Source organism: Prevotella sp. S7-1-8 (assembly GCF_000758925.1).
Classification (GTDB): domain Bacteria; phylum Bacteroidota; class Bacteroidia; order Bacteroidales; family Bacteroidaceae; genus Prevotella.
Genome location: NZ_JRNC01000012.1, coordinates 61,114 through 83,591 on the forward strand (window position 1 = coordinate 61,114; position 22,478 = coordinate 83,591).

Annotated in this window: 16 protein-coding genes; 3 read left to right on the forward strand and 13 right to left on the reverse strand. The window is 46.5% G+C overall.

Annotated features, from left to right (window positions below; genetic code table 11):
- Nucleotides 1-9 precede the first annotated feature (9 nt).
- The 5 genes from HMPREF1640_RS02380 to HMPREF1640_RS02400 form a co-directional block, all read right to left on the reverse strand.
- A complete protein-coding gene (locus HMPREF1640_RS02380) occupies nucleotides 10-327 on the reverse strand; it encodes a DUF4134 domain-containing protein (RefSeq protein WP_002560983.1) in 318 nt (105 codons plus the stop codon).
- A 201-nt stretch (nucleotides 328-528) separates the two neighbouring features.
- Entirely contained in the window at nucleotides 529-1,257 is a 729-nt protein-coding gene (locus HMPREF1640_RS02385; protein ID WP_004304280.1) for a hypothetical protein, read from the reverse strand.
- Nucleotides 1,258-1,273: 16 nt separating this feature from the next.
- Nucleotides 1,274-1,627, reverse strand: coding sequence for a DUF3408 domain-containing protein (locus HMPREF1640_RS02390; RefSeq protein WP_004291505.1), 354 nt, complete (start codon nucleotides 1,625-1,627; stop codon nucleotides 1,274-1,276).
- A gap of 2 nt (nucleotides 1,628-1,629) precedes the next feature.
- A complete protein-coding gene (locus HMPREF1640_RS02395) occupies nucleotides 1,630-2,070 on the reverse strand; it encodes a DUF3408 domain-containing protein (protein ID WP_004291503.1) in 441 nt (146 codons plus the stop codon).
- Between the two features lie 2 nt (nucleotides 2,071-2,072).
- The gene (locus tag HMPREF1640_RS02400; RefSeq protein WP_004291492.1) at nucleotides 2,073-3,122 is read right to left on the reverse strand and encodes a ParA family protein; all 1,050 of its coding nucleotides are present in this window, start codon (nucleotides 3,120-3,122) and stop codon (nucleotides 2,073-2,075) included.
- Nucleotides 3,123-3,543: 421 nt separating this feature from the next.
- On the opposite strand from HMPREF1640_RS02400, the gene mobA reads away from it, so the two are divergent.
- The 3 genes from mobA to mobC are packed head-to-tail and all read left to right on the forward strand — an operon-like array spanning nucleotide 3,544 to nucleotide 7,247.
- A complete protein-coding gene (gene mobA / locus HMPREF1640_RS02405; RefSeq protein WP_004291488.1) occupies nucleotides 3,544-3,972 on the forward strand; it encodes a conjugal transfer protein MobA in 429 nt (142 codons plus the stop codon).
- Nucleotides 3,951-5,198, forward strand: coding sequence for a conjugal transfer protein MobB (gene mobB, locus HMPREF1640_RS02410; protein WP_004291483.1), 1,248 nt, complete (start codon nucleotides 3,951-3,953; stop codon nucleotides 5,196-5,198). Before mobA ends, mobB begins: the two co-directional genes overlap by 22 nt.
- 30 nt (nucleotides 5,199-5,228) lie before the next feature.
- Nucleotides 5,229-7,247, forward strand: a complete 2,019-nt coding sequence (mobC, locus tag HMPREF1640_RS02415) for a conjugal transfer protein MobC (protein ID WP_004291482.1) — start codon at nucleotides 5,229-5,231, stop codon at nucleotides 7,245-7,247.
- A gap of 131 nt (nucleotides 7,248-7,378) precedes the next feature.
- Here the strand turns inward: mobC and HMPREF1640_RS02420 are convergent, their stop codons facing one another.
- From HMPREF1640_RS02420 to HMPREF1640_RS02455, 8 genes are all read right to left on the reverse strand, one after another.
- The gene (locus HMPREF1640_RS02420; protein ID WP_004291481.1) at nucleotides 7,379-10,633 is read right to left on the reverse strand and encodes a P-loop NTPase fold protein; all 3,255 of its coding nucleotides are present in this window, start codon (nucleotides 10,631-10,633) and stop codon (nucleotides 7,379-7,381) included.
- A 16-nt stretch (nucleotides 10,634-10,649) separates the two neighbouring features.
- Complete coding sequence (locus HMPREF1640_RS02425; protein ID WP_004291480.1) at nucleotides 10,650-11,780, reverse strand: ATP-binding protein; 1,131 nt, start codon at nucleotides 11,778-11,780, stop codon at nucleotides 10,650-10,652.
- Nucleotides 11,781-12,081: 301 nt separating this feature from the next.
- On the reverse strand, nucleotides 12,082-12,687 hold the full coding sequence (locus HMPREF1640_RS02430; RefSeq protein ID WP_004304269.1) for an RteC domain-containing protein: 606 nt from the start codon (nucleotides 12,685-12,687) through the stop codon (nucleotides 12,082-12,084).
- A 238-nt stretch (nucleotides 12,688-12,925) separates the two neighbouring features.
- Nucleotides 12,926-13,348: a dihydrofolate reductase family protein gene (locus tag HMPREF1640_RS02435; RefSeq protein ID WP_004291474.1), complete on the reverse strand. Its 423-nt coding sequence runs from the start codon at nucleotides 13,346-13,348 to the stop codon at nucleotides 12,926-12,928.
- A gap of 279 nt (nucleotides 13,349-13,627) precedes the next feature.
- Nucleotides 13,628-14,950 (reverse strand): sigma-54 dependent transcriptional regulator, encoded by a 1,323-nt coding sequence (locus HMPREF1640_RS02440; RefSeq protein WP_004291471.1) that lies wholly within the window; start codon nucleotides 14,948-14,950, stop codon nucleotides 13,628-13,630.
- Entirely contained in the window at nucleotides 14,943-17,261 is a 2,319-nt protein-coding gene (locus HMPREF1640_RS02445) for an ATP-binding protein (protein WP_036892063.1), read from the reverse strand. The genes HMPREF1640_RS02440 and HMPREF1640_RS02445 overlap by 8 nt, the downstream gene beginning before the upstream one ends.
- Entirely contained in the window at nucleotides 17,261-19,186 is a 1,926-nt protein-coding gene (tet(Q), locus tag HMPREF1640_RS02450; protein ID WP_004291466.1) for a tetracycline resistance ribosomal protection protein Tet(Q), read from the reverse strand. Before tet(Q) ends, HMPREF1640_RS02445 begins: the two co-directional genes overlap by 1 nt.
- A 657-nt stretch (nucleotides 19,187-19,843) precedes the next feature.
- On the reverse strand, nucleotides 19,844-22,478 hold a 2,635-nt coding region (locus HMPREF1640_RS02455), incomplete at its 5' end, for a helicase-related protein (RefSeq protein ID WP_032849851.1).

Here is a 22,478-nt window from a genome sequence, read left to right on the forward strand (position 1 = left end):
CATTATTTATTAAAGGAAGAATGAGCGCAGGATGGTGGCGGCAACAATCAGGAAGATGCACGCGCCGAACCACGAGGCGGCTGTCTTGCTGGTGTCGGGGTCGCCCGATGAAAACTTGCCGTACACTTTTACGCCCCCGATAAGCCCGACGACTGCACCGATGGCGTATATCAGTTTAGTTCCGGGGTCGAAATAAGAACTCACCATAGAGGTGGCTTCGTTGATGCCCGCGATGCCGTTTCCCTGCGCGAAAGCGGAGGCGGTTGCGGCGATGACAAGTGCCGCGGAGAGGATTGCTTTTCTGTTTTTCAAGATGTTCTTGTTCATAAACTGTTCTTGTTTTTTGCCGTCAAAAGGGTGGATGGTCCTTTGTCGGGCGGTTGATACTTTGTTTCTTTACTTTGGTTTTAGTGGATGCCCGTTTGTTTCCACGGACGTGGGCGTGTCCGTTGCGGATGGGGATGCGCCTTGCGTTTCCTCGCCGCGTGGGTTGATGTCATTCTTTCATGTTCATTTCTTTTATTGTTGTCATACATAGTTGCGAATGTCGAACTCCTCGATGTTGTCCGGCACGACGAACTCCTTTTCAGATTTCTTCAGCCGAATCTCGATAAGCCCCTTGATGCGGATGCCTATCTCCGAAGAGCCTTCCATCATTTTCTCGTACAACTCCGTGCCCTCCATGTCGGTGAACACCTTAGCCGCCTTTTCACGTTCCGCCTGTGTCGCGTCCGGGTTTTTGGCGGTCTTGCAGGCGTCGTCAATCTCGTCAAAGCTGCTGCCCGAAGCCCGTGGCGTGTCCGAGGCGTCCTCTTCCGGTTCGTCGTCCCCGTATCCCAGTTCCTCCGGCGGTATGCTCGTGAAGGTCTCATCGAGTTTTTCCTCCGGGACTTGTGCCGGGCGGGATGCGTTTCCCGTTTTTCCGTCGTCAAAAGTAGCCTCTTCCTCCGACAGCTCAATGCCTTTTTCAATAGTGGCGGCTTCTTGCGTCGGTATGGCAGCGGTTGTCCGGGTGGATGCCATCCTGAAACGGCTCTTGCCGATGATGTCCGCCTTTTCCGCAGGGACTTCCTCGTGTGCCGCTATGCGTTTAGCCTCATTCCCGTCCAGTGACCGCCATAATCCGACAATGCCCTTGAAGAAGCGGACAATCCGCGTGTCCATGATGCGCTCGTAAAGGAGCAGGAACAGGAACCAGAGGTTGCAGCCGACCGATACCGCCAGCAGAATGTCTGTCATGCTGATTGTGTAATTCATATCCTTCCGTTTTTGGTTAGAATACTGAATTGTAATTTCGGGCATAAAGGCTCTTTATCGCATCTTCGCACTGGTTGAAGTGGTGCGTCAGCACATGGTCGATGTAAGCGGACAGCGTAAGCCGGTCATGCCCGATTACACGGGTGATACGCATGATACGCTCGTGGTACTCCGGGCGCACATACGCCATCTTCCCCTCACGTGCCTTTACTTCCGGGTCGCGGATGAACAGGCGTTCATAGTCCTTCTCACTGCATTTGCCGCTTACCGGGACAGGCGACAGTATTTCCACACTCGCCTGCACTTGGGTAAACATACCTCCGCAGTCTTGCTGTGGTCTTTTTTCATTCGGTGTCATTTCTTTTTCCATTTTCAAATCAGATCTTCACGTTGTTTCTTGTACAGTTCGTTGATTCTCTCCTTGTGCTGTTCCAGATGCTGGCGCAGCACGGTATCCACATATCCGCCTACTGAGATTTCCCCTCCGGCGATGTCGTTCACGATTCTGAGGATCTTGCCGTGGACGTCACGGCTGATATAGACACATTGGCGGGTCTTTATCTCGTTGCGGCGCAGGAATAGCTCGTTGTAGTCCTCGTCCTGCCTTTTCCGGCGTCCACTTTCCCTCTGCGCTTTTTCCCGTGTTACGGGTTGCACAGGAGATGGTTCCGGTGCGGCGGTGTCCTCTTCGGTCGGTGCAGCTGCGGGTACTTCCTGTGCGGGGCGCAGTGTCCCGTCCTGTGTGCGCCGCCCGATGGAGGCTAACAGCAGTTCCTCGTCGATGCCTTCCGTGTTCACTTTCCTGCTGCCCATGCTCACTGCGGTCTGATGATGTCGCTTATCTCTTCGGAAAACTCCCGGATGCCACTCCCTTTCAGCAGTGCCGTGTCCATCGGGAAGATGGTGGAGCGGAAAACGCTCTTGCGCTCTTCCGAAAGGTCACGGCGGAACTTCTTGCTGTCGGGCAAGCGGGTGGAAAGTACCGGAAAGCCCATTTCGGCTATCACTTCCTCGTAGATGCCGTACAAGTCGTTCCTCTCCCTGCCGTCCACCATCGTCCAGAACAGATGCAGCCCCTTTGTTTTCGCCTGTCCGGTAGTCATCAGCCTGTCGCGGAACATCGTGACGAATTTCAGGGTACTCTCCACGACAAAGCGGTCGGCACTCAGCGGAGTGAAAATGTAGTCCATCTGCGAGAGCGTCTTTATCACGCCGTTGCTTCGGAGTGTGCCGGGCATGTCGAAGAACACCACGTCGGGTTTCACGTCCTCAGTGGCAATCATCCTCTCGGCATCGTCGAGGGCGTTCACCGCATTGCTTTTGACGATGGTGTAGGCGTTCTTTTTGATCCGGCGGAAATGGTCGCAAGCGAGAGCCTTGAAGTAGGTGCTGCTGTCGATAAGCCCCATTTCGTGTTCGCGCAGCCCGTGGATGCTGTGCTGCGGGTCGTCGCAGTCCACGACGGCGACATTGTAGCCTTTCACGTTGTGCAGGTAGCTGGCGGCAAGTGCCGTGACAGTGGATTTGCCGATGCCACCTTTCTGTGTTGCGAATGCAACGAAGATTTCCTTACTCATAGTTCCATTTATTTTAATTGTTGATGATTTGTTTTTCTGTTTCCATACGGATTTGGCTGTCGCACCATCCGCTTCCGTGACTACACACGCAGGCGGGTCGTCGCGTATCCGGTTCTGTGGTGAAGCGGTGCGTCGGACAAATGGTGATTGACGACATTGCGTCATGAAGTCATTGAATCCATACGTCACCGAATTGTCGGAGAACCGGGTTTCCGACGGTTCGGGTATCCGTTTCGGCAAGTATCCGAAGAAGCGGATTTCCGGGTATTTGAATGTTCCGTTTATCATATCTTCAAATCGTTCGTTTCTTGAATCATGCTGCAAATAAACAAGTATATTTTGGAACCTGTATCACTTCTCCGGCAAGTGGCGGCACGTTGCGCCGGTTGGCAGTCATTGACCGGGTCAAGCATCTGTCCGATACCGCTTTAAGGGCGTAACTTTGCACCCGGACAGCAGGGTTCGCCGATGACGCGCGGCCCGGAGTCCTGAAAGGTATTTTCCCAATCCGTCCCCTGACGGATTTTTATGTTCACCTGAACATAGCAAGATGTCTTTTCAGCCGCTCAAAATATTTTGAGCAGCCACGAAAAGCACTTGCCCTTGCAGGGGGCGGGCTTTCCCTCCGAAGTCGGGAAGCCTTTCAGAACTGCGGTGCTGTAATCCGAAGCGGCGGCTTATGCCGTCAATCCGCTAAATCCAAAGTAATATGAAAGAGAAAAGGAAAAGCAAATCAGGGAGAAATCCCAAACTTGATCCGGCGGTGTACCGGTACACCGTCCGTTTCAACGAGGAGGAACACAACCGTTTCCTCGCCATGTTCGGAAAATCGGGTGTCTATGCACGGTCTGTTTTCCTCAAAGCGCACTTCTTCGGGCAACCGTTCAAGGTGCTGAAGGTGGACAAGACGTTGGTGGACTATTACACCAAACTGTCGGATTTTCATGCACAATTCCGTGCCGTGGGTACGAATTACAACCAAGTCGTGAAGGAACTGAGGCTGCATTTTTCAGAGAAAAAGGCGATGGCGTTGCTCTACAAATTAGAGCAACACACCGTCGAACTCGTGAAACTGAGCCGCCGGATTGTGGAACTTTCAAGGGAAATGGAGGCAAAATGGTCGCAAAAATCAGTGTAGGAAGTTCGTTGTACGGCGCGATTGCCTACAACGGGGAGAAGATTAACGAGGCGCAGGGGCGGCTTCTCACCACCAACCGCATCTACAATGACGGTTCGGGAACGGTGGACATAGGCAAGGCGATGGAGGGTTTTCTCACCTTCCTGCCACCGCAGATGAAGATCGAGAAGCCGGTGGTGCATATCTCTCTCAACCCGCACCCGGAGGATGTGCTGACCGATATTGAGTTGCAGAATATCGCCCGCGAGTATCTGGAAAAACTCGGTTTCGGAAACCAGCCTTATCTTGTATTCAAGCACGAGGACATCGACCGCCACCACCTGCACATCGTGACGGTCAACGTGGACGAGAACGGGAAAAGGCTCAACCGGGATTTTCTCTACCGCCGCAGCGACCGTATCCGCAGGGAACTGGAACAGAAGTACGGATTGCATCCGGCAGAACGTAAAAATCAGAGATTGGATAATCCGTTGCGCAAGGTGGCCGCATCGGCAGGTGATGTGAAGAAGCAGGTAGGCAACACCGTGAAGGCTCTGAATGGGCAGTACCGTTTCCAGACGATGGGCGAATACCGTGCGCTCCTTTCCTTATATAATATGACGGTGGAGGAAGCGAGGGGCAACGTGCGCGGACGGGAGTATCACGGGCTGGTCTATTCCGTCACGGACGACAAGGGTAACAAGGTGGGCAACCCGTTCAAATCCTCGCTTTTCGGGAAGTCCGCAGGCTATGAAGCCGTACAGAAGAAGTTTGTCCGTTCCAAATCGGAAATCAAGGATAGGAAACTGGCAGACATGACGAAACGCACCGTCCTTTCCGTGCTGCAAGGCACTTATGACAAGGACAAATTTGTATCCCAACTCAAAGAGAAGGGCATCGACACCGTACTGCGCTACACAGAGGAAGGGCGCATCTATGGGGCTACCTTCATCGACCACCGCACGGGATGCGTGCTGAACGGTTCGCGCATGGGTAAGGAGCTTTCGGCGAATGCCTTGCAGGAACACTTCACCCTGCCATACGCCGGACAACCGCCGATACCGCTATCCATCCCTGTGGATGCTGCGGACAAGGCACACGGGCAGACCGCCTACGACAGTGAAGATATATCGGGCGGTATGGGCTTGCTCACTCCCGAAGGTCCGGCGGTAGATGCCGAGGAAGAGGCTTTCATCCGGGCGATGAAGCGCAAAAAGAAGAAAAAACGCAAGGGCTTGGGTATGTAATCAGAGTATCAACAATTAAAAAATCAATGTATGTCACAACAAGAAGACGATTTGAGGGCATTGGCGAAAATCATGGATTTTCTGCGTGCCGTGAGTATCATTTTAGTGGTCATGAACGTGTACTGGTTCTGCTACGAAGCCATCCGGCTGTGGGGCGTGAACATCGGCGTGGTGGACAAAATCCTTCTGAACTTCGACCGCACGGCGGGGCTGTTCCATTCCATTCTCTACACGAAGCTGTTTTCCGTCCTTTTGCTTGCCTTGTCCTGTCTGGGTACGAAGGGTGTCAAGGGTGAGAAAATCACTTGGGGGAGAATCTGGACAGCATTTGCCGTCGGGTTCGTGCTGTTTTTCCTGAACTGGTGGTTGCTGCCCCTGCCGCTGCCGCTTGAAGCGGTGACGGGACTGTATGTCCTTACCATTGGAACGGGCTATGTCTGCCTGTTGATGGGTGGTCTGTGGATGAGCCGCCTGTTGAAACACAATTTGATGGAGGATGTTTTCAACAACGAGAACGAGAGTTTCATGCAGGAAACGAGGCTTATCGAAAGCGAGTATTCGGTCAATCTGCCGACACGTTTCTATTACAGGAAACGCTGGAACAACGGTTGGATCAATGTAGTTAATCCCTTCCGTGCGTCCATCGTGTTGGGTACGCCTGGCAGCGGCAAGTCCTATGCCGTGGTAAACAATTTTATCAAGCAACAGATTGAAAAGGGCTTTAGTCAATACATCTACGATTTCAAGTATCCCGACCTATCTACTATTGCCTACAACCATTTGCTGAACCACCCGGACGGCTACAAGGTAAAGCCGAAGTTCTATGTGATCAACTTCGACGACCCGCGACGCTCTCATCGGTGCAATCCCATTCACCCGGATTTTATGGAAGATATTACGGATGCCTATGAGAGTGCCTACACAATAATGCTCAACCTCAATAAAACGTGGGTGCAAAAGCAGGGCGACTTCTTCGTGGAGTCACCTATCATTCTGTTTGCCAGTATTATCTGGTATCTCAAAATCTATCAGAACGGGAAGTTTTGCACGTTTCCCCATGCTATCGAGTTTCTGAACCGCCGTTACGAGGATATATTTCCGATACTGACCTCTTATCCGGAGCTGGAGAACTACCTTTCGCCGTTCATGGATGCGTGGCTTGGAGGGGCTGCGGAGCAGCTCATGGGTCAGATAGCGTCGGCAAAAATCCCGCTTTCGAGGATGATTTCACCGCAGCTCTACTGGGTGATGTCAGACAGCGAGTTTACGCTGGACATCAACAATCCCGAAGAGCCGAAAATCCTCTGCGTGGGTAACAATCCCGACCGTCAGAATATCTACGGTGCGGCACTCGGTCTGTATAATTCCCGTATCGTGAAGCTCATCAACAAGAAGGGGATGCTGAAGTCATCGGTCATCATCGACGAGTTGCCCACAATATACTTCAAAGGGTTGGACAATCTTATAGCTACCGCCCGAAGCAACAAGGTTGCCGTGTGTCTGGGCTTTCAGGATTTCAGCCAGTTAGTGCGTGACTACGGGGACAAAGAGGCGAAAGTGGTGATGAACACTGTCGGCAATATTTTCTCCGGTCAGGTGGTGGGGGAAACAGCCAAGACGCTCTCCGAGCGGTTCGGTAAGGTGTTGCAGAAACGGCAGTCCATCTCCATCAACCGGCAGGATGTTTCCACCTCCATCAACACGCAGATGGACGCGCTCATTCCACCGAGTAAGATTTCCGGGCTTACGCAGGGAATGTTTGTCGGTTCTGTATCCGACAACTTCAACGAGCGTATCGAGCAGAAGATTTTTCATTGCGAGATTGTGGTGGATGCCGAAAAGGTGAAACGGGAAGAAAGTGCCTACAAGAAAATTCCCGTCATTACAAACTTCACGGACGAGGACGGCAACGACCGCATGAAGGAAACGGTGCAGGCGAACTACCGGCGCATCAAGGAAGAGGTGAAGCAGATTGTGCAGGAGGAACTGGAGCGTATCAAAAACGATCCGGTGCTGTGTAAACTGCTACCAGATAATGAGACTGTCTAACAAGTCCCCAAAATTGAAAATTATCCCTATCGAAGTTTGAAGTGACCCCCAAAAGTTGGATACAATTTTTTTGGGGGGCACTTCAGTTCTGACGGGTAAAATCGTAAAATTCGGACTTGTTAGACAAATACTTACGCGGTTTCAACCTCAGGTACTGAATCTATCGAATTGACAAATTTAACCAATTGCGGATCTGAATCTTTTTGTATGAGGTTTCGGAGACTCTTTTTCAATTCATAAGCATCATCCCCTGCTGTATTTATTAAATCCATATAAAAATCTTTGTTTTGCAGAATCAATGAACGGCATGCCCCATCGGAAATTACAGGTTTCACTATTTTATCAATAACGTCTCCAGCTTGACTTTTCAAATTACCATGCGATCTAAGCCATGTTTCGAAAAATTGAAACTTTATTGCATTGATAGTCTTTTTACCGATGCAGAAATCATTTCTTATATCGGTAACTGTCGATTTAATTTTTCGTTTATCCAATCTTTCAACTATATTCTTGAAACAATTAGGGAAAGGATTCAAACTTTGAGTTCCAGAAGCAATATCCATCAGAATCTTTTTGCCAAATTCAGTCAAGTTATCTGGCAAGGATTTGATTTTAGCCAGTAAATGTTTTATTGCGACAAACCAATAATATGATGTATGTGCTGTTCTTTGGGCGTATAATGTATCAACACTTATTTCAGACAACGCTTCGAACGCTATTTTATTGATATGATCGGTCAGGACATTGCTTATTTTAGTGGTCAAATCGTAAAAAGATGCGTCAGGAATTACATCTTTAATATTGTTCTTAGTGATATACTTATCCAAATCGGTATTCCACTCTGCTAAATGCTCGATAAATACCTCATCCGTTACACCTATTCTGTTCTTAATATCTTCAAATTGGGGCAATATGTCTGAGAGCAATAATTTATAGCCAAGTTTATGATTTACCATGTATTGTAGTGTTTCATTTAATAGCGGTATATTCCATCCCACACTATTTACTAATAAGTCTCCATGATCCACATAATAGTCCATGAGTTCTGCAACATATTTTATATCTCCACCCTCTATTAAGGAAACGGAATGACCATGTGCCAATTGCATGGCGACTAAATCGTAATATCCAGACTCTTTAATGTTTCGGCCATCAGTTTCTAATTCAGAATGCAACTGATTTATGTAGGTTGAATCTAACGTTACAGGTAAAGGTCTTTCTTCGTCAGATGCCAATAAACGATAGGTTGTAAATATAGCCCCTATATTATCTTTATTTACATTCTGTTCATCAATGCAATTCGTGATCGCTTGCAAAAGCGTTGGAAACGTATAGGTAGAATTATCTTTTAACGTTTTTACAATATCTGCATGGTCGAAATTATCGGGTAGTAAGTTTGCCAAATAATTATCGAGCGCCTCCGAATTTGTTGCTACTTGATAATATTTATATGCTTTAGTTGTCGCGTTATCCCGATAGGCAGCATCTGTTGCATTTGCAGCTTGAATATAATCGATAAATGTATTTGGCTTGACTGTTTTTGCTTCAATCAATGACGTAAAATCGCACGCCAACTTATTTTGCGCAATAAACCTGTCTATTGCATCTAACGTTTTGAAATAGTCGCCGCCATTGAAGTCATTGAACCGAACTATCTTCTTATATAATTGAGCAATCACATGGTTTTGGCTTTCCGTGTCTAAATGCAACAGCAGTTCTTGGTATTCGACAGGGAACACCTGCTTCTCTATGGATTCTTTTAATTTCAATTGTGCTATTCTTTGCCATACACGCAGAATAACATCGCTCTTTCGAGTTAATTTATGCAAACAATGTATAATCTTATCGATAAGCGCATTGTCCATACATTGTATAACTTCTTCTAATACAGTGTCAAATTGTTTATTAGTCTCTGCATATTGATTTATGTCGTGGTCTTCTTCTCCGTTGATGCAGCCTTCAATATATTTTTTCAATGGAATTTGTCGAGCATCTTCAACATCGACACCATATACCAAAGCTGCAATTTCGCGTTGTGTTTGCAGATCATTGTTAATTATTGTTTGAATGCCATTCAGATAGTCGCCGGACAATATTTGTTCTACTGGATTTGCCAGAATATCCGTCTTCTTCAAACAGAACAATGCTATGTTTATCATCAAAATTTCGTTACACCACTCTTGTTTAAGAGCGACCATCTCATTGATATATGATATAATTTCCCTAACATTGGCATTAGGATTTACCAATCTGAATATCCGATTTATAGTTTCTTTCGCTTCATTTTCTGTTTCTCCAAATGCTTCAACAAACAGTTTGTTGAATATACTTCGATAGTCGGTAATAACAGGAGGAGCAACACGATAAACAATAGGGAAAGTTTTATTGATAAAATACTTGGTCAGTTGTTTCGTTTGTTCGTCGGTCTCATCTCCGAATGCACAAGCTAAATGTGTTTCATCGAAAGGAATAACAGCCCAAACATTTTCAAAACCGCTATCGGCGAAGAACGTATGGATAGAAGACCATAATTCTTTTACTTTTTCAGCGGGGAGACGATCCATGTTGTCAAAAACAAGGACTAATTTACGTTGTCCTTTTTCCTTGATAAAATCAGAAATGTCTTGCATCCATGTTTTGAACTCGTAAACCGTTGGTTCGTCTTCGCTCAAAGTCTCATAGCAAACGTCCTTTTCGACTTTATCTTGATAAATAGCTAACATATAACTCCATCCATATTTATGATCTTTGCTATATGCCCATTTCCAAACGCACAATGCAATAAGAACTGGCAGTGCAGCTATGATAATAGACAATAAAGAAAACCACCATGTTGTGGGTGTAGGTTTTACTGCATACGCAATAAATGTAAATATCGGAGTTAAAACTGCAACCAAAAATGCCGCAACCATACCATTACTGATAAGGGGATATTTTTCGGTTACGGTCTCCGTTTTACGGGCTAATAAATATTTCAGCTTTTCAGACCATGATACGGTTTTCGTACCTCCACCTTTGACTTTTATTGTTGCATTTCCAGATAGGATACCATCATCAATAAGTTTGCTTGTAAGCAATTCCAATATAGAGCGGCGTTGCAAGTCCTCTTGATGTCCCCATGCGTCATACTCAAAAAAGTAATAGTCGTCTGATAATTCACGTTCCAACATTTTAACCACGTTGGATTTTCCAGATCCCCAAATACCTTCGATGCCGATAATTCGAGGTAAAGTACATTCCTCATCCAATGAATCATTCTGACAAAAATGGCGAGCAATAGTTTTTGCCAACCTTTCTTGCGAACCTCCATCGAATTTGTCAATACCACACGGTTTATTTTGGATAAACCGCGGATATTGCTGTTTGGATTGTAGTTTTGTTTCCATATACGTAATTTATTGATTATACGAACTCCAAATAATTCTCCCGATTTACCACATGAAACTCGGCATAGGGATAGGCTTCTTGGAAGGCTTTCGGTGCGGCCGGCATTTTATTTCCCCACTTGAACTCCAAGGCGGTAAGACTGTCGGCACTCTCCTCAATCAGGTCGATTTCCTGTTTGTCGTAGGTGCGCCAGAAATAGAACTCCCTGTGCAGTCCCTCATTGAAGTTCGCTTTGCGCCGCTCTCCGATGATGTAGTTCTCCCACAGCGCACCGACATCCTGCCGAATGGCCAGCGGTGAGAAAGCCCCGATAATGGCATTGCGAATGCCGTTGTCGTAGAAGTACCACTTGCCAGCTTTTGTAACCTCCTTGCGTAGGTTACGCGAATAAGCCCCCAGACGATAGATAACGAAGACCTTTTCCAATAGGTCGAGGTATTTTTCAACGGTCGTCTTGCTCATGCCGAGTTGTTTACCTAACTCTTCGTAAGAAACTTCGCTGCCCAACTGAAAAGCTATCAATCGCAGTAGATCGCGCATCTTGCTCGAATTTTTTAAGCCGTCAATTGCTAAGATATCTTTAAGCAGGTATGCACCGACAATATCACGTAGGTAGTCTGTTTTACGTTCATAGTTCTCCATCATTACTACTTCGGGATAGGAACCGTAAATCAAGCGCGCTTCGAGGTTCTGGCGGGTTTCAAGTGCCGTTTCCGTCTGTGCGATTTCCCGTTGCGAGAATGGTGTAAGGAGAAATTGCGTACTGCGGCCGACCAACGGTTCACCAGTCTTATTCAGCAAATCGAATGACGAAGAACCACTTGCCAAGACACTTATTCCCGGTATTTCATCAACTATCAACTTCAGAATACTACCGATTTGTGGTATGTTCTGTGCCTCATCAATAGCCAGCAAATCAATACCATCCAATAAATGCCGATAATTGGCTATTGAGCGATTCTCCAATAGTGCTAATGTGTCGTAGTCTTCGCCGTTGAGCATCATCGTCCTACCTGAATAGTTGTCCACAATTTTACGCATCATTACCGTTTTACCAACACGGCGAGCACCAAAAATCAGTACTGCTTTATTGGGCGCGATTCGTGCTGTAATCTTCTCTTGAAGTATTCTATTTACTGTTTCCATACCTTATAAAATATAATGCAAAGATAATCATATTTTTTTAATTGGCGAATTTTACAAAAAAAACGGGCTATTAAATGGCGATTTTTACAACCACAATCTTATGGAAGTTGTTTCATTGTTTTTAGTAATGATATATGTTCATACTATGATGACTCAATAATTTACCAGACATACGTTTCTGAAATTTGTCCTTATAGGAATGAAAAACTCACATATATTGTGCTAATTAATATATAATTAAATGAAAATAAAAAGACAGGATACGAGTATTCCTGTCTTCTCATATGTAATGGATATTTTTTTATTTTCTCATCCGCTCCAACTCCTCATCACGCAACATTCTCTCGTTCAGTTTTTCCTGCATCCTGTCAATGAAATAGGTGCGGCTTTCGTTCTTCCGGCGTTTGATATCAGTGTAGAAGCGGTAGCAGTCTTTAGAATCAACCCCGAATATCTTATAGAGAAGTGGGGCGAGCTGTTTGAGCGGCATATTGCCGTTGTTGATGCAGCCCATCACGTCTATGCCGTAGATAAGTTCCACGAGGTCGATGGCATTGCCCGTCCATTGAAGAAGGCTGGCGGTGGTTTCTGTTGCGTTGTTGGCGGATATTAGTGGTGGCACTTGGGGCGTGGCAAGGAATTTCTGCATCTTTCTTACGAAAGACAGAGCCTTGCTGACGTAGGCGGCAATCTCTCTTTTTTCTTCTGACAGATTACGTACGGGATGGTGCTGCAACTCGATTTCGATGTAGGCAAGCGCGATGACGGTAAGGTTCATGTCCATGCCGCCGTTGCACAGTTCGATCACTTGGGTGGCGAAAGCCGTGTATGCCGTTTCCATATTGCAGTCGCCGGCTTCGTTTATCAGGCGGAAAAAGTCGGTTTCCGCCAGCAAGAAATAATTCATGGTTCTGTCAATTTTGAAAATTACACTTTGTTTTCTGCGTGCGCACATGAATATAATTGGCAAAAAACGCGGCAGAAAATAAAAAATCCAACACTCAATTTTACAAAGTGCTGGATTTCAGAGGTATAAAATTCAGTATTTTTTCACAAGGACAAATTATCTCCGACTTAAATTGTTTGTAATCGGAACATTTATTCTATTCCTGAAAATAGAAATGTATGCTTGCCGCACATTTTGGCTATCTTGCTTTTTTATCAAGGATATAGATAATGCGACATACACCGTTGGGATAGCTTTTCAAAGAGGAAAGCGTCCAGTGTTGCTCTGGCAGAGCCGACTTAAAAAAATGTCGTCCGCTTCCGGATATGAAAGGAACGGTGTATAGTATGATTTCATCCACAGCGTGCATCCGCAGCAGTCCGTTTATATAGTCTGCCGTGTCCGGTGTGGCTTCCGCGAGGTAACGGATGTTTGTGCAGTCTTTTCTCCATTCGTGCAGCATTGAAATGGAATAGTCCGGTGTCACACGGTAAAAGGCTTTCTTCCTGATTTCATCAAGACCGCAACGGTCAAGGCACAAATCCTGATGTGCTTTATCATATAACTCTGAAGAAAGACATCCGTCCATCGTCAGTACGGCGAGAATCTGAACTTTACCCATAATCGTTTCCTTTCGTTAGGCAAGGGTAAAAAAGTAGCGTGCAATTCACACTACCTTCAAGCGATGGCTCTGGTAAAGCCTTTACGGAGAGTACGTGAATGCACGCTATGCGTAAGCATAGCATAAGCATCACGCAATCGTCTCCGTAGTTCCAATTTACCAGATTTTCGCTTGAAACGCCTTGCGGTCTTATCCTATATGTTGGCGGCGAAAAGCTCCTGCCAATCGCCGTTTTTCTCAAATGTTATGCAAAGATAGCCAAATTCAGTGAATTACGGGCTATGATTGCTTGAATTTATATTTAAGTCCATACTCTTCAAGTTTGCTGTATAGTGTTGTCCTGCCTATGCCGAGCAGTTCTGCGGCGACACTCCGGTTGCCGTTTGCCTGTTTCAACGCACGCAATATCCGCTCCTTATCCTCCGCGTCATTGCGCAAGGCGAAGCTGACAGTAGAGGTCGGTTTCGTCACGGCAAGTTCCAGATGCTCTTTCATGACAACACCTTCCTGCGCCTGCAATACAGCACCCATAACTTTCTGCCGAAGTTCCCGCACGTTGCCCGGCCATGCGTGTGTCAGCAACGCTTTACGTGCTTCGGAACTGAACCCGCTCACGCTACACTCCAGCTCTCTGTTTGCCATATCACGGAAGAACTCTGCCAGCGGCATAATGTCTTCTTGACAGTCACGCAACGGAGGAACGGTTATCCCGAAGTCGTGCAGGCGGTACAGAAGATCCTGCCGAAAACGCTTTTCATTCACCGATACCTCCAAATCTTCATTGGTAGCAGCGATGATGCGGACATTGAAATTCCGGTCTGCCTTGTCTCCGACCGGGCGATACCGCCTCTCCTGTATGGCACGGAGCAACATCTGTTGGGTTTCCAACGCGAGGTTTCCTACCTCGTCCAGAAACAACGTGCCGCCTTCCGCCTCATGGAAATATCCTTTCTTGGCATTGTCCGCACCTGTAAATGCACCTTTGACGTGTCCGAAGAAAGCCGACGGTGCAAGCTCTTTGGAGAGTGAACCGCAGTCCACCGCCACAAATGGCTTGCCTGCACGTTTGCTCTTGTCATGCAACAGGTGGGCAATATGCTCCTTGCCCGTGCCGTTCTCACCAAATATCATCACGCTCATATCGGTGGCGGCTACCAGCCTTATGCGGTGCATGATTTTCTGAAAGGCGGAACCTTCACGGGCGAATATAGGCATACGGCGTTGTCCTGCCTGACGTTCTTTCAGTATGGAACGGATCAGGGGGACAAGTTTATCCTCCACAAGCTGTTTGGGAATATAGTCTATCGAGCCGAGTTTCATGCTTTCCACGGCGGTATTAACTTCGGCGTAGTCGGTCATAATGATGAAGGGCTGCATCTTTCCCTCCTTTCGCATCCAGCACAAAAGGTCTATGCCACTGCCGTCAGGCAGACGCAGGTCGGCAACCACGATATCATTATCTGTTGCCTGTTGCAGATGTTTCTTCGCGGTTGAGAGGTGGTAAGCCTTCATATTGCGGTAGCCCTCCCGTGACAGCATATTGCAGACATATTCGCAATACACGATGTTGTCTTCCACCACAATTATTTTTGTCTTATTCATCTTCGTATTTTCTCCTTTCCTCTTCTGCCAACCGTATTATTTCCACTCCCTTATCCAGCACGGCAGTCACGGCATGGCTTAACGCTTCACCATCCGGGAGAGCATCGCCACGAAGCAATCCGTAAAGTACATTCAGCGGTTGGTCGGCACGGAGCACCTCCCACGAACTGCGCAGGTGGTGGATCAGGGAATCCAGCTTTTGCAGGTCTTTTTCTTTTGCTGCATCCCGTACCGCCTGCATTTCCTTTTCTGTTTCAGTTATCAACTTTTCCAGCATGACGGCTTCATTGCCATAGGACAATAAGGCGGAAAAGTCCGGTTTCCCGTCCGGTGTCGCTTTTATGGCACACCTGTCGGAAACCTCCATCAGTTCCGATATGGAGAACGGTTTGAACAGGTATCCGGCAAAGCCTTTTGCCAATAGTTCCCCTTTGTTACAACTGCCCGAAGCGGTTGCCACAACCACCGGGATTGTTGGTGAATTGCCCACGTTGGACGAACGCAACAGTTCCAGCAATTCGAAACCGTTTATATCGGGCATATTCAAGTCTGTCAGCAACAGGCTGTATTCTTTCTGGCGTATCATTTCCATCAGTGCCGCAGCATCGGTGCAAGTGTCGCAGTGTATTCCTTCTTGGGAATACATCTCTTTCAGCATCAGAAGTAATACCTCATCATTGTCAATGGCGACAACATCATGGAATTTATTGTTATGATAAACAGGTGTATTGCTTGTATATCCAAGCTGTTCTTCAGCTTCCTGCATAGAAATTTCAACTGTGAAACGACTGCCTTTCCCTTTCTTGCTGTCTAAACGGATTGTTCCGCCAAGCATCGACACAATATTACGCATTATGGCAAGCCCAAGCCCGAAACCCTCCTTTGCGGCGGCATTTGATAGACGTTCAAACGCACCGAACGCTTGTTTCTGTTCCTCTTCTGTCATGCCTGTACCTGTATCTTCAACGACCAGTGTCAGAACTCCATTATCATATTCAGTAATCAAAGAAACACCGCCTTCTTCTGTGAACTTGACAGCGTTTGACAGCAGGTTATTCCCGATTTGTATTATTCGCTCTTTGTCGGTCAATACAATGGCATCGTGTCCAGTCTTCACGGACAAGGACAGCCCTTTGTTCACGGCAACAGGCATGAACTCCGTTTCAAGTGTGTGCGTGATTGCTGAAATCCGGCAGGGTGACAGACGGGGCTGTTCCTTGCCGTTGTCCAGGCGGAAGAAGTCAAGCAAAGTGTTAAGCATATCCCGCATACGGTCGGAGGATTGCAGTATGTTTTGGATATACTGCCCGGACTTATCCTCACACTGTTCTTTCCGTATCAGTCCGGCATAGCCTGTTATTGCTGTCAGCGGTGTGCGCAGTTCATGGGTGATAGTATGTACCGCCTTCTTCCTTGACGTTATCAGTGCCTCGTTCCGTTGTACGGATTGTTCCAGTTGCCTTATCAAATCAGTTGTCTTGTGCTTGTATTGTTTAATGCTTTTTGCATCACGATGTATGATGATGTAGGAAATTAACAACAATAGAAGAACGAATCCCATTAAACCGCCTACTTGCATAAATGACTTTTCACGCATGGCAACTATTTCGTTTTCCCGGCTTTGCAGTTCGGTTTGTACCTTTTCTTCTATTTGGCAAATCAATTCTTGCAGTTGTCTGTTAAGTTCTGCATTACGAGCTGCAAGGCTGTCGGCTTGTTCCGACAATTGGCGATCCTGCACTTTCTGTTCGCTGATTACGTTTCTATTGACCGAATGAAGGATAGTGGTTGATACTGCTGGAGTTACTTCCTTTTTTTTGCCGAATATGCCTAAGAAACCTTTTCGTTTTGGCTTTTTGGACTGTTCCTGCACACTTTTCTGTACAATAACCGGAATTTGATTGGCTATCTTCTTGTTAATAGATTGTTGTTCATCCATTAACCGGACTATCTGGAACATCTGTCGTTCCTTATCCTCTAAAAGACTGCGCACACTATCGATGCGCTCTGCTGGATAGGTGGCCTTGAAACGGCAGAGCATACTGTCCATTGCCATACGCCGTGCATGGTAATGCTCGATATCTTTATCGTTCCATTCCAGTATTGTTTCACCCAATAGAGAAAATTTTATCATTTGAATATTGATATTGTTTATTTCTTTTCGGAGCTCGTCTATTTTTTTATTGCCAAGTTCTAATGCTTCTATCTCCTGCCATTCATAGAGGCTATTATATGCCATACATCCGATAAGAATGGAGATAAGTATATATCCCAACCGTATTGCCTTATAGAAATTTCCTGACCGCTCCATTATTTTAATGACATTGATTTTTGGAACATGAATAAAAGTTTATCTTTTTCGTTCATGCGGATATTATCAGAATAACCGTCTTTTGTTATTTGATACCCACATGGCTTAACCATAAAAATGCCTAAGCCCTTAGTGTACGAACTTACTTCTGAGGCATAGTCTTTACTTGTATTTAATGGAACTTTCCCTTTAATATGACACCACTCATTATTACAACTGATGTCTTCAATCTCAGACATCAGTTTTTGCAAATCTGTAATAGCTTTGGAACTCGCTACTTGGGGTATCTGCAACTCAAAACAGAGCATCGGTTCGAGAATGTCCACACCTGACTGTTGCAAAGCCAGCCTGAAGACATAAGGGGTCAGCTGTCTGAAATCAGCAGGTGTACTTACCGGGCTATAATACTCGGCTTGAGTAAAAGTTACTTTCAGATCTGTCACTTCCCATCCATGTAAACCAGATTGGCAAGACATACGAATCCCTTCAAAAACGGCATTTTGAAAAGAATGGTTCAGATAACCATAGGAGATGTCACTTTCGATTTGCAACCCTGCCCCTAACGGTAAGGGTTCAAGAGTCAGCCCTATTGTGGCCCAGTAAGGGTTGGGTGGTACTTCGATCTGAATAATCTTATTGACCTTTTTTATAGGTCGTTCTTTGTAGATAGTCTTGATCTCATCAAAATGGACCTTTACGGAAAATCGTTCTTCCAGCAATGTCTGTATGATTTCCTTTTGGGTCAAACCATATAACGAGATTTCCAATTCATCACTATATGAGTTTATGGAAAAGGACAAAGACGGGTCTTCAATCCACAATGTATTCAGAGCGGATATCACCTTGCTTCTCTCTTCGGGCTTATTTGGCCGGACGGAGGATTTGAGAGCGGGATGCTGATGAGATAATCCTTGAATCAAACAAGGTTTAGCACCTAAATAATCTCCGATTCGAAAATCTTCTATATCTTCTACAATCGCGATATCATTGGCACCCACTTCATCAACATTTATCTCTCTGCCCTGATAAATAGTCTTTAGATTTTTAATCTTGATGAATTTTTCCGAATCGTTGATTCTTACAACGTCTCGAAGTCTCAGACTTCCGTCAATTATTTTAAGAAAACTTCTTTTATGCCCTTTGGGGTCATGCTCTATCTTATAGAGATAAGCTGAAAGTCTGTTTGAGACTGATGCCGGAGGAAGTATAAAAGAAGAAATGGCGTCCAACAACTCATTGATACCGATATTGAACATTGCTGATCCATGTAGCACCGGATAGACTTTGGCTTTTGCCACAAGAGCGATTATCGTATTCCAATAATCAGCCGGTGAAATTTCGCTATCCGCCAAATATCGTTCTAATATATCGTCGTCATGGTTGCATACAAATTCTTTGTATTCTTCCTTTATATATGTTTGGGAGCAAACCGGATAAACCGATCCATCGACAACAGTTTGCATAAACAGGACATCTTGCGACAGATTTGTTTTTATATCCATATACAAACGCTCCAAATTCACACCGGCACGGTCAATCTTATTGATAAATATAATTGTCGGGATTTGCAGCTTTTGTAAAGTACTGAACAGCAACTTTGTCTGCGCTTGTATGCCTTCCTTTGCGGATAAGATGAGGACTGCTCCATCAAGCATTTTGAATGTCCGCTCCACTTCCGCAATAAAATCCATGTGTCCCGGAGTGTCAATGATATTGCATTTCACTCCATTCCAGATAATAGATGTCGTAGAAGCCCGGACAGTAATTCCTCTACGTTTCTCTATATCCATAGAGTCCGTTATGGTGTCACCATTATCCACACGGCCGCACTTTTCCGTTGCTCCACTGGCAAACAGCAGATTCTCGGTTACGGAAGTTTTTCCTGCATCAATGTGAGCAAGAATTCCTAAATTTATAATATTCATTTGGATTAAGCAATAATATACTACAGTAGATGCATTGTCGAAACGCACCTTTTAATACCTCCTCGTAGCATATGAGAACTACAGGATTACTAACTCGTATTAATATGTATATTATTACTGCCGCATAACGATTACAAAATTACACAAAAAAATATATCTAACAAAAGTGGGAGGATTTTTTAACTTTTTACCATAGACATTTTATTAGGGAAGCGTAGGTTCAACTGGCAAGTACAAATAAGTAGAAATGTTTGAACAACACCGTTTTAGGAAGTTGAAAAATCAAGTTTCTCTCTCGGTATAGCGTTTATTTTGGCCAATATCTTCTTTAGTTTAGCATTTGTGTATTTCCCATTCGTGTTCTATTTAGCTCCTTATTATGAGTATGTAGCAAGTTACTTATCAAATTCAGCCTCTTTGAGGGTCAAATATGGTTTTGCAAATGGTGACTGACAAGACATAAACAAGGTCAGCAGGAATTTTTTACATAAATGGACATGAATGTATATAACCTAAAATAAGAATAAATTTTAATAAGGGCTGCCCAAAAAGAAAAAAATGCAGTTGCCATCCTATAGATACTTGCAGAAAGGATAAAATTTACTTTTAGACCTTTTGGGATAGCCCTTATTAATACTTCAGATAAAATTCCTTAGGTTATATTTTCAATCCTTTGGACCGGGTTTCCTCCTTGGCATACAGTCCCGGACGCCCGATTATGACATGGTTGGCAACGATACTATCCGCCGGACTGCGTATCTGCGGCGGTGCATTTTCGGGATATTGCGCCTGCCTGTTCCTCACATCTTCCGCTTCCGGCTTGAGCTGTTGCCCTTCATTCTCCTTTTCTGCGACTTCGGGCGTGGGTGGCGCAAGCTCCAGCTGAATTTTTCGGTCAAGGGCGGCAAGTTCGGACTTCAACTGCTTCAGCTCGTCCTCCTTCTTCCACACCTTACCCGCTATCTCCTGTAACTGCGGTATCTCCATCTCCAGCACCTCGTTCTTCGCCTTGTACTGGTCGATGATGGAGGGTATCCTCTCCATCGCGTTGAGGAAGTTGCGGGCGGCGGCCAACGGGTCAGCCATCGCCAGATGCCCGTTGTTGTAGGTGTACTTGTAGTTCCCCTCGACCACGAAGCGGTTGTCGGTGAACTCCAATCCCTCTTTGAGTATCCTTTCGCTCACCACCTTTATCGGAAAACCGTAAAGTTCACCGACCTGCGTGTACAACCCTCCGGTCGTGGCATTCTTGGCTATCTCCTGCAAACGCTTTCCGATGACCTTCTCATCGGCGGAATCCACTCCGTCCACCTTTATTATATTAAGGCGGTTGCCCTCCTTGTCGGTCTGCACCACCGACAGGAAGCGGTTCCAGTCCTCCGTCATGGCATCTATGAAAGCCGTGTTGTTGCGCAACTCGCCGGTCTTTGACTCCAGCTTGAACTCCGAATCACGCTTGCCCTTGTTGAACGACTTGCGTTCCCCTTCGAGCGATGCGATCCGCTTTTCCAGTTTCGCCTTGTCCAACAGGTCGGTATTGCCGGAGAGCAACGCCATGTATTCCGAGAAATTCATGCCCGATTTTTCGTCCATTGCCCCCTCGTCGATGGTACGCGCACCCATCGCACCGCTTTTGAGCTGGCTTATGAAAGTCTGCTTGCAGTGCAGGAGGTTGAACTTGTAGCTGTCCAGTGACTTCTCCACCGCGTAGATGATTACATCCACGTTGTTCCCGGCGAAATGTTTGGCAATCTCATTACCTGCCCTAACTCCGCGTCCGTCACGCTGTTGCAAGTCGGACGGTCGCCACGGCGTATCGAGATGATGGATAGCCACACACCGTTTCTGGGCGTTCACACCCGTTCCGAGCATAGAGGTAGAGCCGAACAGCACACGCACCGTCCCGGCGTTCATGGCGTCTATCACCGCCTTCCGCGCCTTGTCGGTCTTGCACTCCTGAATGAAGCGCACCTCGCTTGGCGGTATACCGTAGTCCTCCGTCAGTTTGCGCTTGATTTCCGAATAGACGTTCCACCCGTCGCCCGGCTGGTATGTCCCCAAATCAGAGAAAACGAACTGCGTGCCTTTCTGGGCGTCGTATTTTTGATAATACTCCGCGATCATCTTGGCACAGTGACTCGCTTTGTTGTCGGGATGATCTTCGTAATTCGGGTCTATCATGCGCATGTCGAGTGCCATTTTCCGGGCATAGTCCGTGGCGATGAGCATCTTCGCCTTTTCTTCCGTTTCCGAAAGCGGCAGCCTGCCCAACAAGGTGGCATCGCCCGTCTTGGCGAACTGCATCAGTTTCTGTATGAAGTCCTCCTGTTCCGGCGTGGGCGGTATATGGTGCAGTATCTCGTTCTTGGCAGGACGGTCAACGCCCACATCCTCCGCCGTGCGGTAGTCCGTGATTTCATTATAGAAGGCGGCAAGCTCCGGCACTTTGATGAAGTAGCGGAAACGCTCCTTCTGGACCACATTGTTCGTCACGTTAAATTCAAAATCCGTCGTCTTCTTGGCAAATATCGCCGCCCAAGCGTCGAAACACCTTATGTCCTGCCGTTCCAGCTCCTTCGGGCGCAGGTACTTGAACAGCAGGTACAATTCAGTCAGTGAGTTGCTGATAGTCGTGCCGGAGAGGAAGGTCGCACCCAAGTCTTTTCCTGTGCGCTCCTGTATGGTGCGTATGGCAAAGAGCATGTTAAGTGCCTTCTGGCTTCCCTCGCTGTTTCCCAATCCCGCCACACGGTCGTGGCGCGTGTTGAAAGTCAGATTCTTGAACTGGTGGCTCTCATCTATGAAGATGTGGTCGATGCCCATCTGCTTGAAATCCACCACGTCGTCCGTGCGTGACTTTATGGCGTGTTCCACCTTCTCCAGCTTCGCTTCAAGGTTGTGCTTGCGCTTCTCCAATCCTTTCAGCATCGCCCGCGACACGTTCTTTCCCTGCTGCCGTAGCACTTCGAGGTTTTCCTCCACCGTGTCAAGCTCTGCTTGCAGGATGCGCTGCTGCAATTCCGGCGACTGCGGTATCTTGCCGAACTGGTCGTGCGACATGATGACGCAATCGTAGTCGTTGTTCTTTATATTATTGAAGAAGCGCACACGGTTGGCGGTCGAAAAGTCCTTCTCCGAAGCGTACAGAATACGTGCGTTGGGATATGCCGCCTGATAGGTGGCTGCAATCTCCGCAACGTTGGCTTTCAGCCCGATAATCATCGGCTTGTGTGCCAAATTCAGACGCTTCATCTCATGCGCGGCGATGCACATTATCAGCGTCTTACCGGTT

Coding starts and splice junctions, on each gene's coding strand:
- HMPREF1640_RS02380 (WP_002560983.1), bottom strand. CDS start 327: ATGAACAAGAACATCTTGAAAAACAGAAAAGCAATCCTCTCCGCGGCA.
- HMPREF1640_RS02385 (WP_004304280.1), bottom strand. CDS start 1,257: ATGAATTACACAATCAGCATGACAGACATTCTGCTGGCGGTATCGGTC.
- HMPREF1640_RS02390 (WP_004291505.1), bottom strand. CDS start 1,627: ATGGAAAAAGAAATGACACCGAATGAAAAAAGACCACAGCAAGACTGC.
- HMPREF1640_RS02395 (WP_004291503.1), bottom strand. CDS start 2,070: ATGGGCAGCAGGAAAGTGAACACGGAAGGCATCGACGAGGAACTGCTG.
- HMPREF1640_RS02400 (WP_004291492.1), bottom strand. CDS start 3,122: ATGATAAACGGAACATTCAAATACCCGGAAATCCGCTTCTTCGGATAC.
- mobA (WP_004291488.1), top strand. CDS start 3,544: ATGAAAGAGAAAAGGAAAAGCAAATCAGGGAGAAATCCCAAACTTGAT.
- mobB (WP_004291483.1), top strand. CDS start 3,951: ATGGTCGCAAAAATCAGTGTAGGAAGTTCGTTGTACGGCGCGATTGCC.
- mobC (WP_004291482.1), top strand. CDS start 5,229: ATGTCACAACAAGAAGACGATTTGAGGGCATTGGCGAAAATCATGGAT.
- HMPREF1640_RS02420 (WP_004291481.1), bottom strand. CDS start 10,633: ATGGAAACAAAACTACAATCCAAACAGCAATATCCGCGGTTTATCCAA.
- HMPREF1640_RS02425 (WP_004291480.1), bottom strand. CDS start 11,780: ATGGAAACAGTAAATAGAATACTTCAAGAGAAGATTACAGCACGAATC.
- HMPREF1640_RS02430 (WP_004304269.1), bottom strand. CDS start 12,687: ATGAATTATTTCTTGCTGGCGGAAACCGACTTTTTCCGCCTGATAAAC.
- HMPREF1640_RS02435 (WP_004291474.1), bottom strand. CDS start 13,348: ATGGGTAAAGTTCAGATTCTCGCCGTACTGACGATGGACGGATGTCTT.
- HMPREF1640_RS02440 (WP_004291471.1), bottom strand. CDS start 14,950: ATGAATAAGACAAAAATAATTGTGGTGGAAGACAACATCGTGTATTGC.
- HMPREF1640_RS02445 (WP_036892063.1), bottom strand. CDS start 17,261: ATGGAGCGGTCAGGAAATTTCTATAAGGCAATACGGTTGGGATATATA.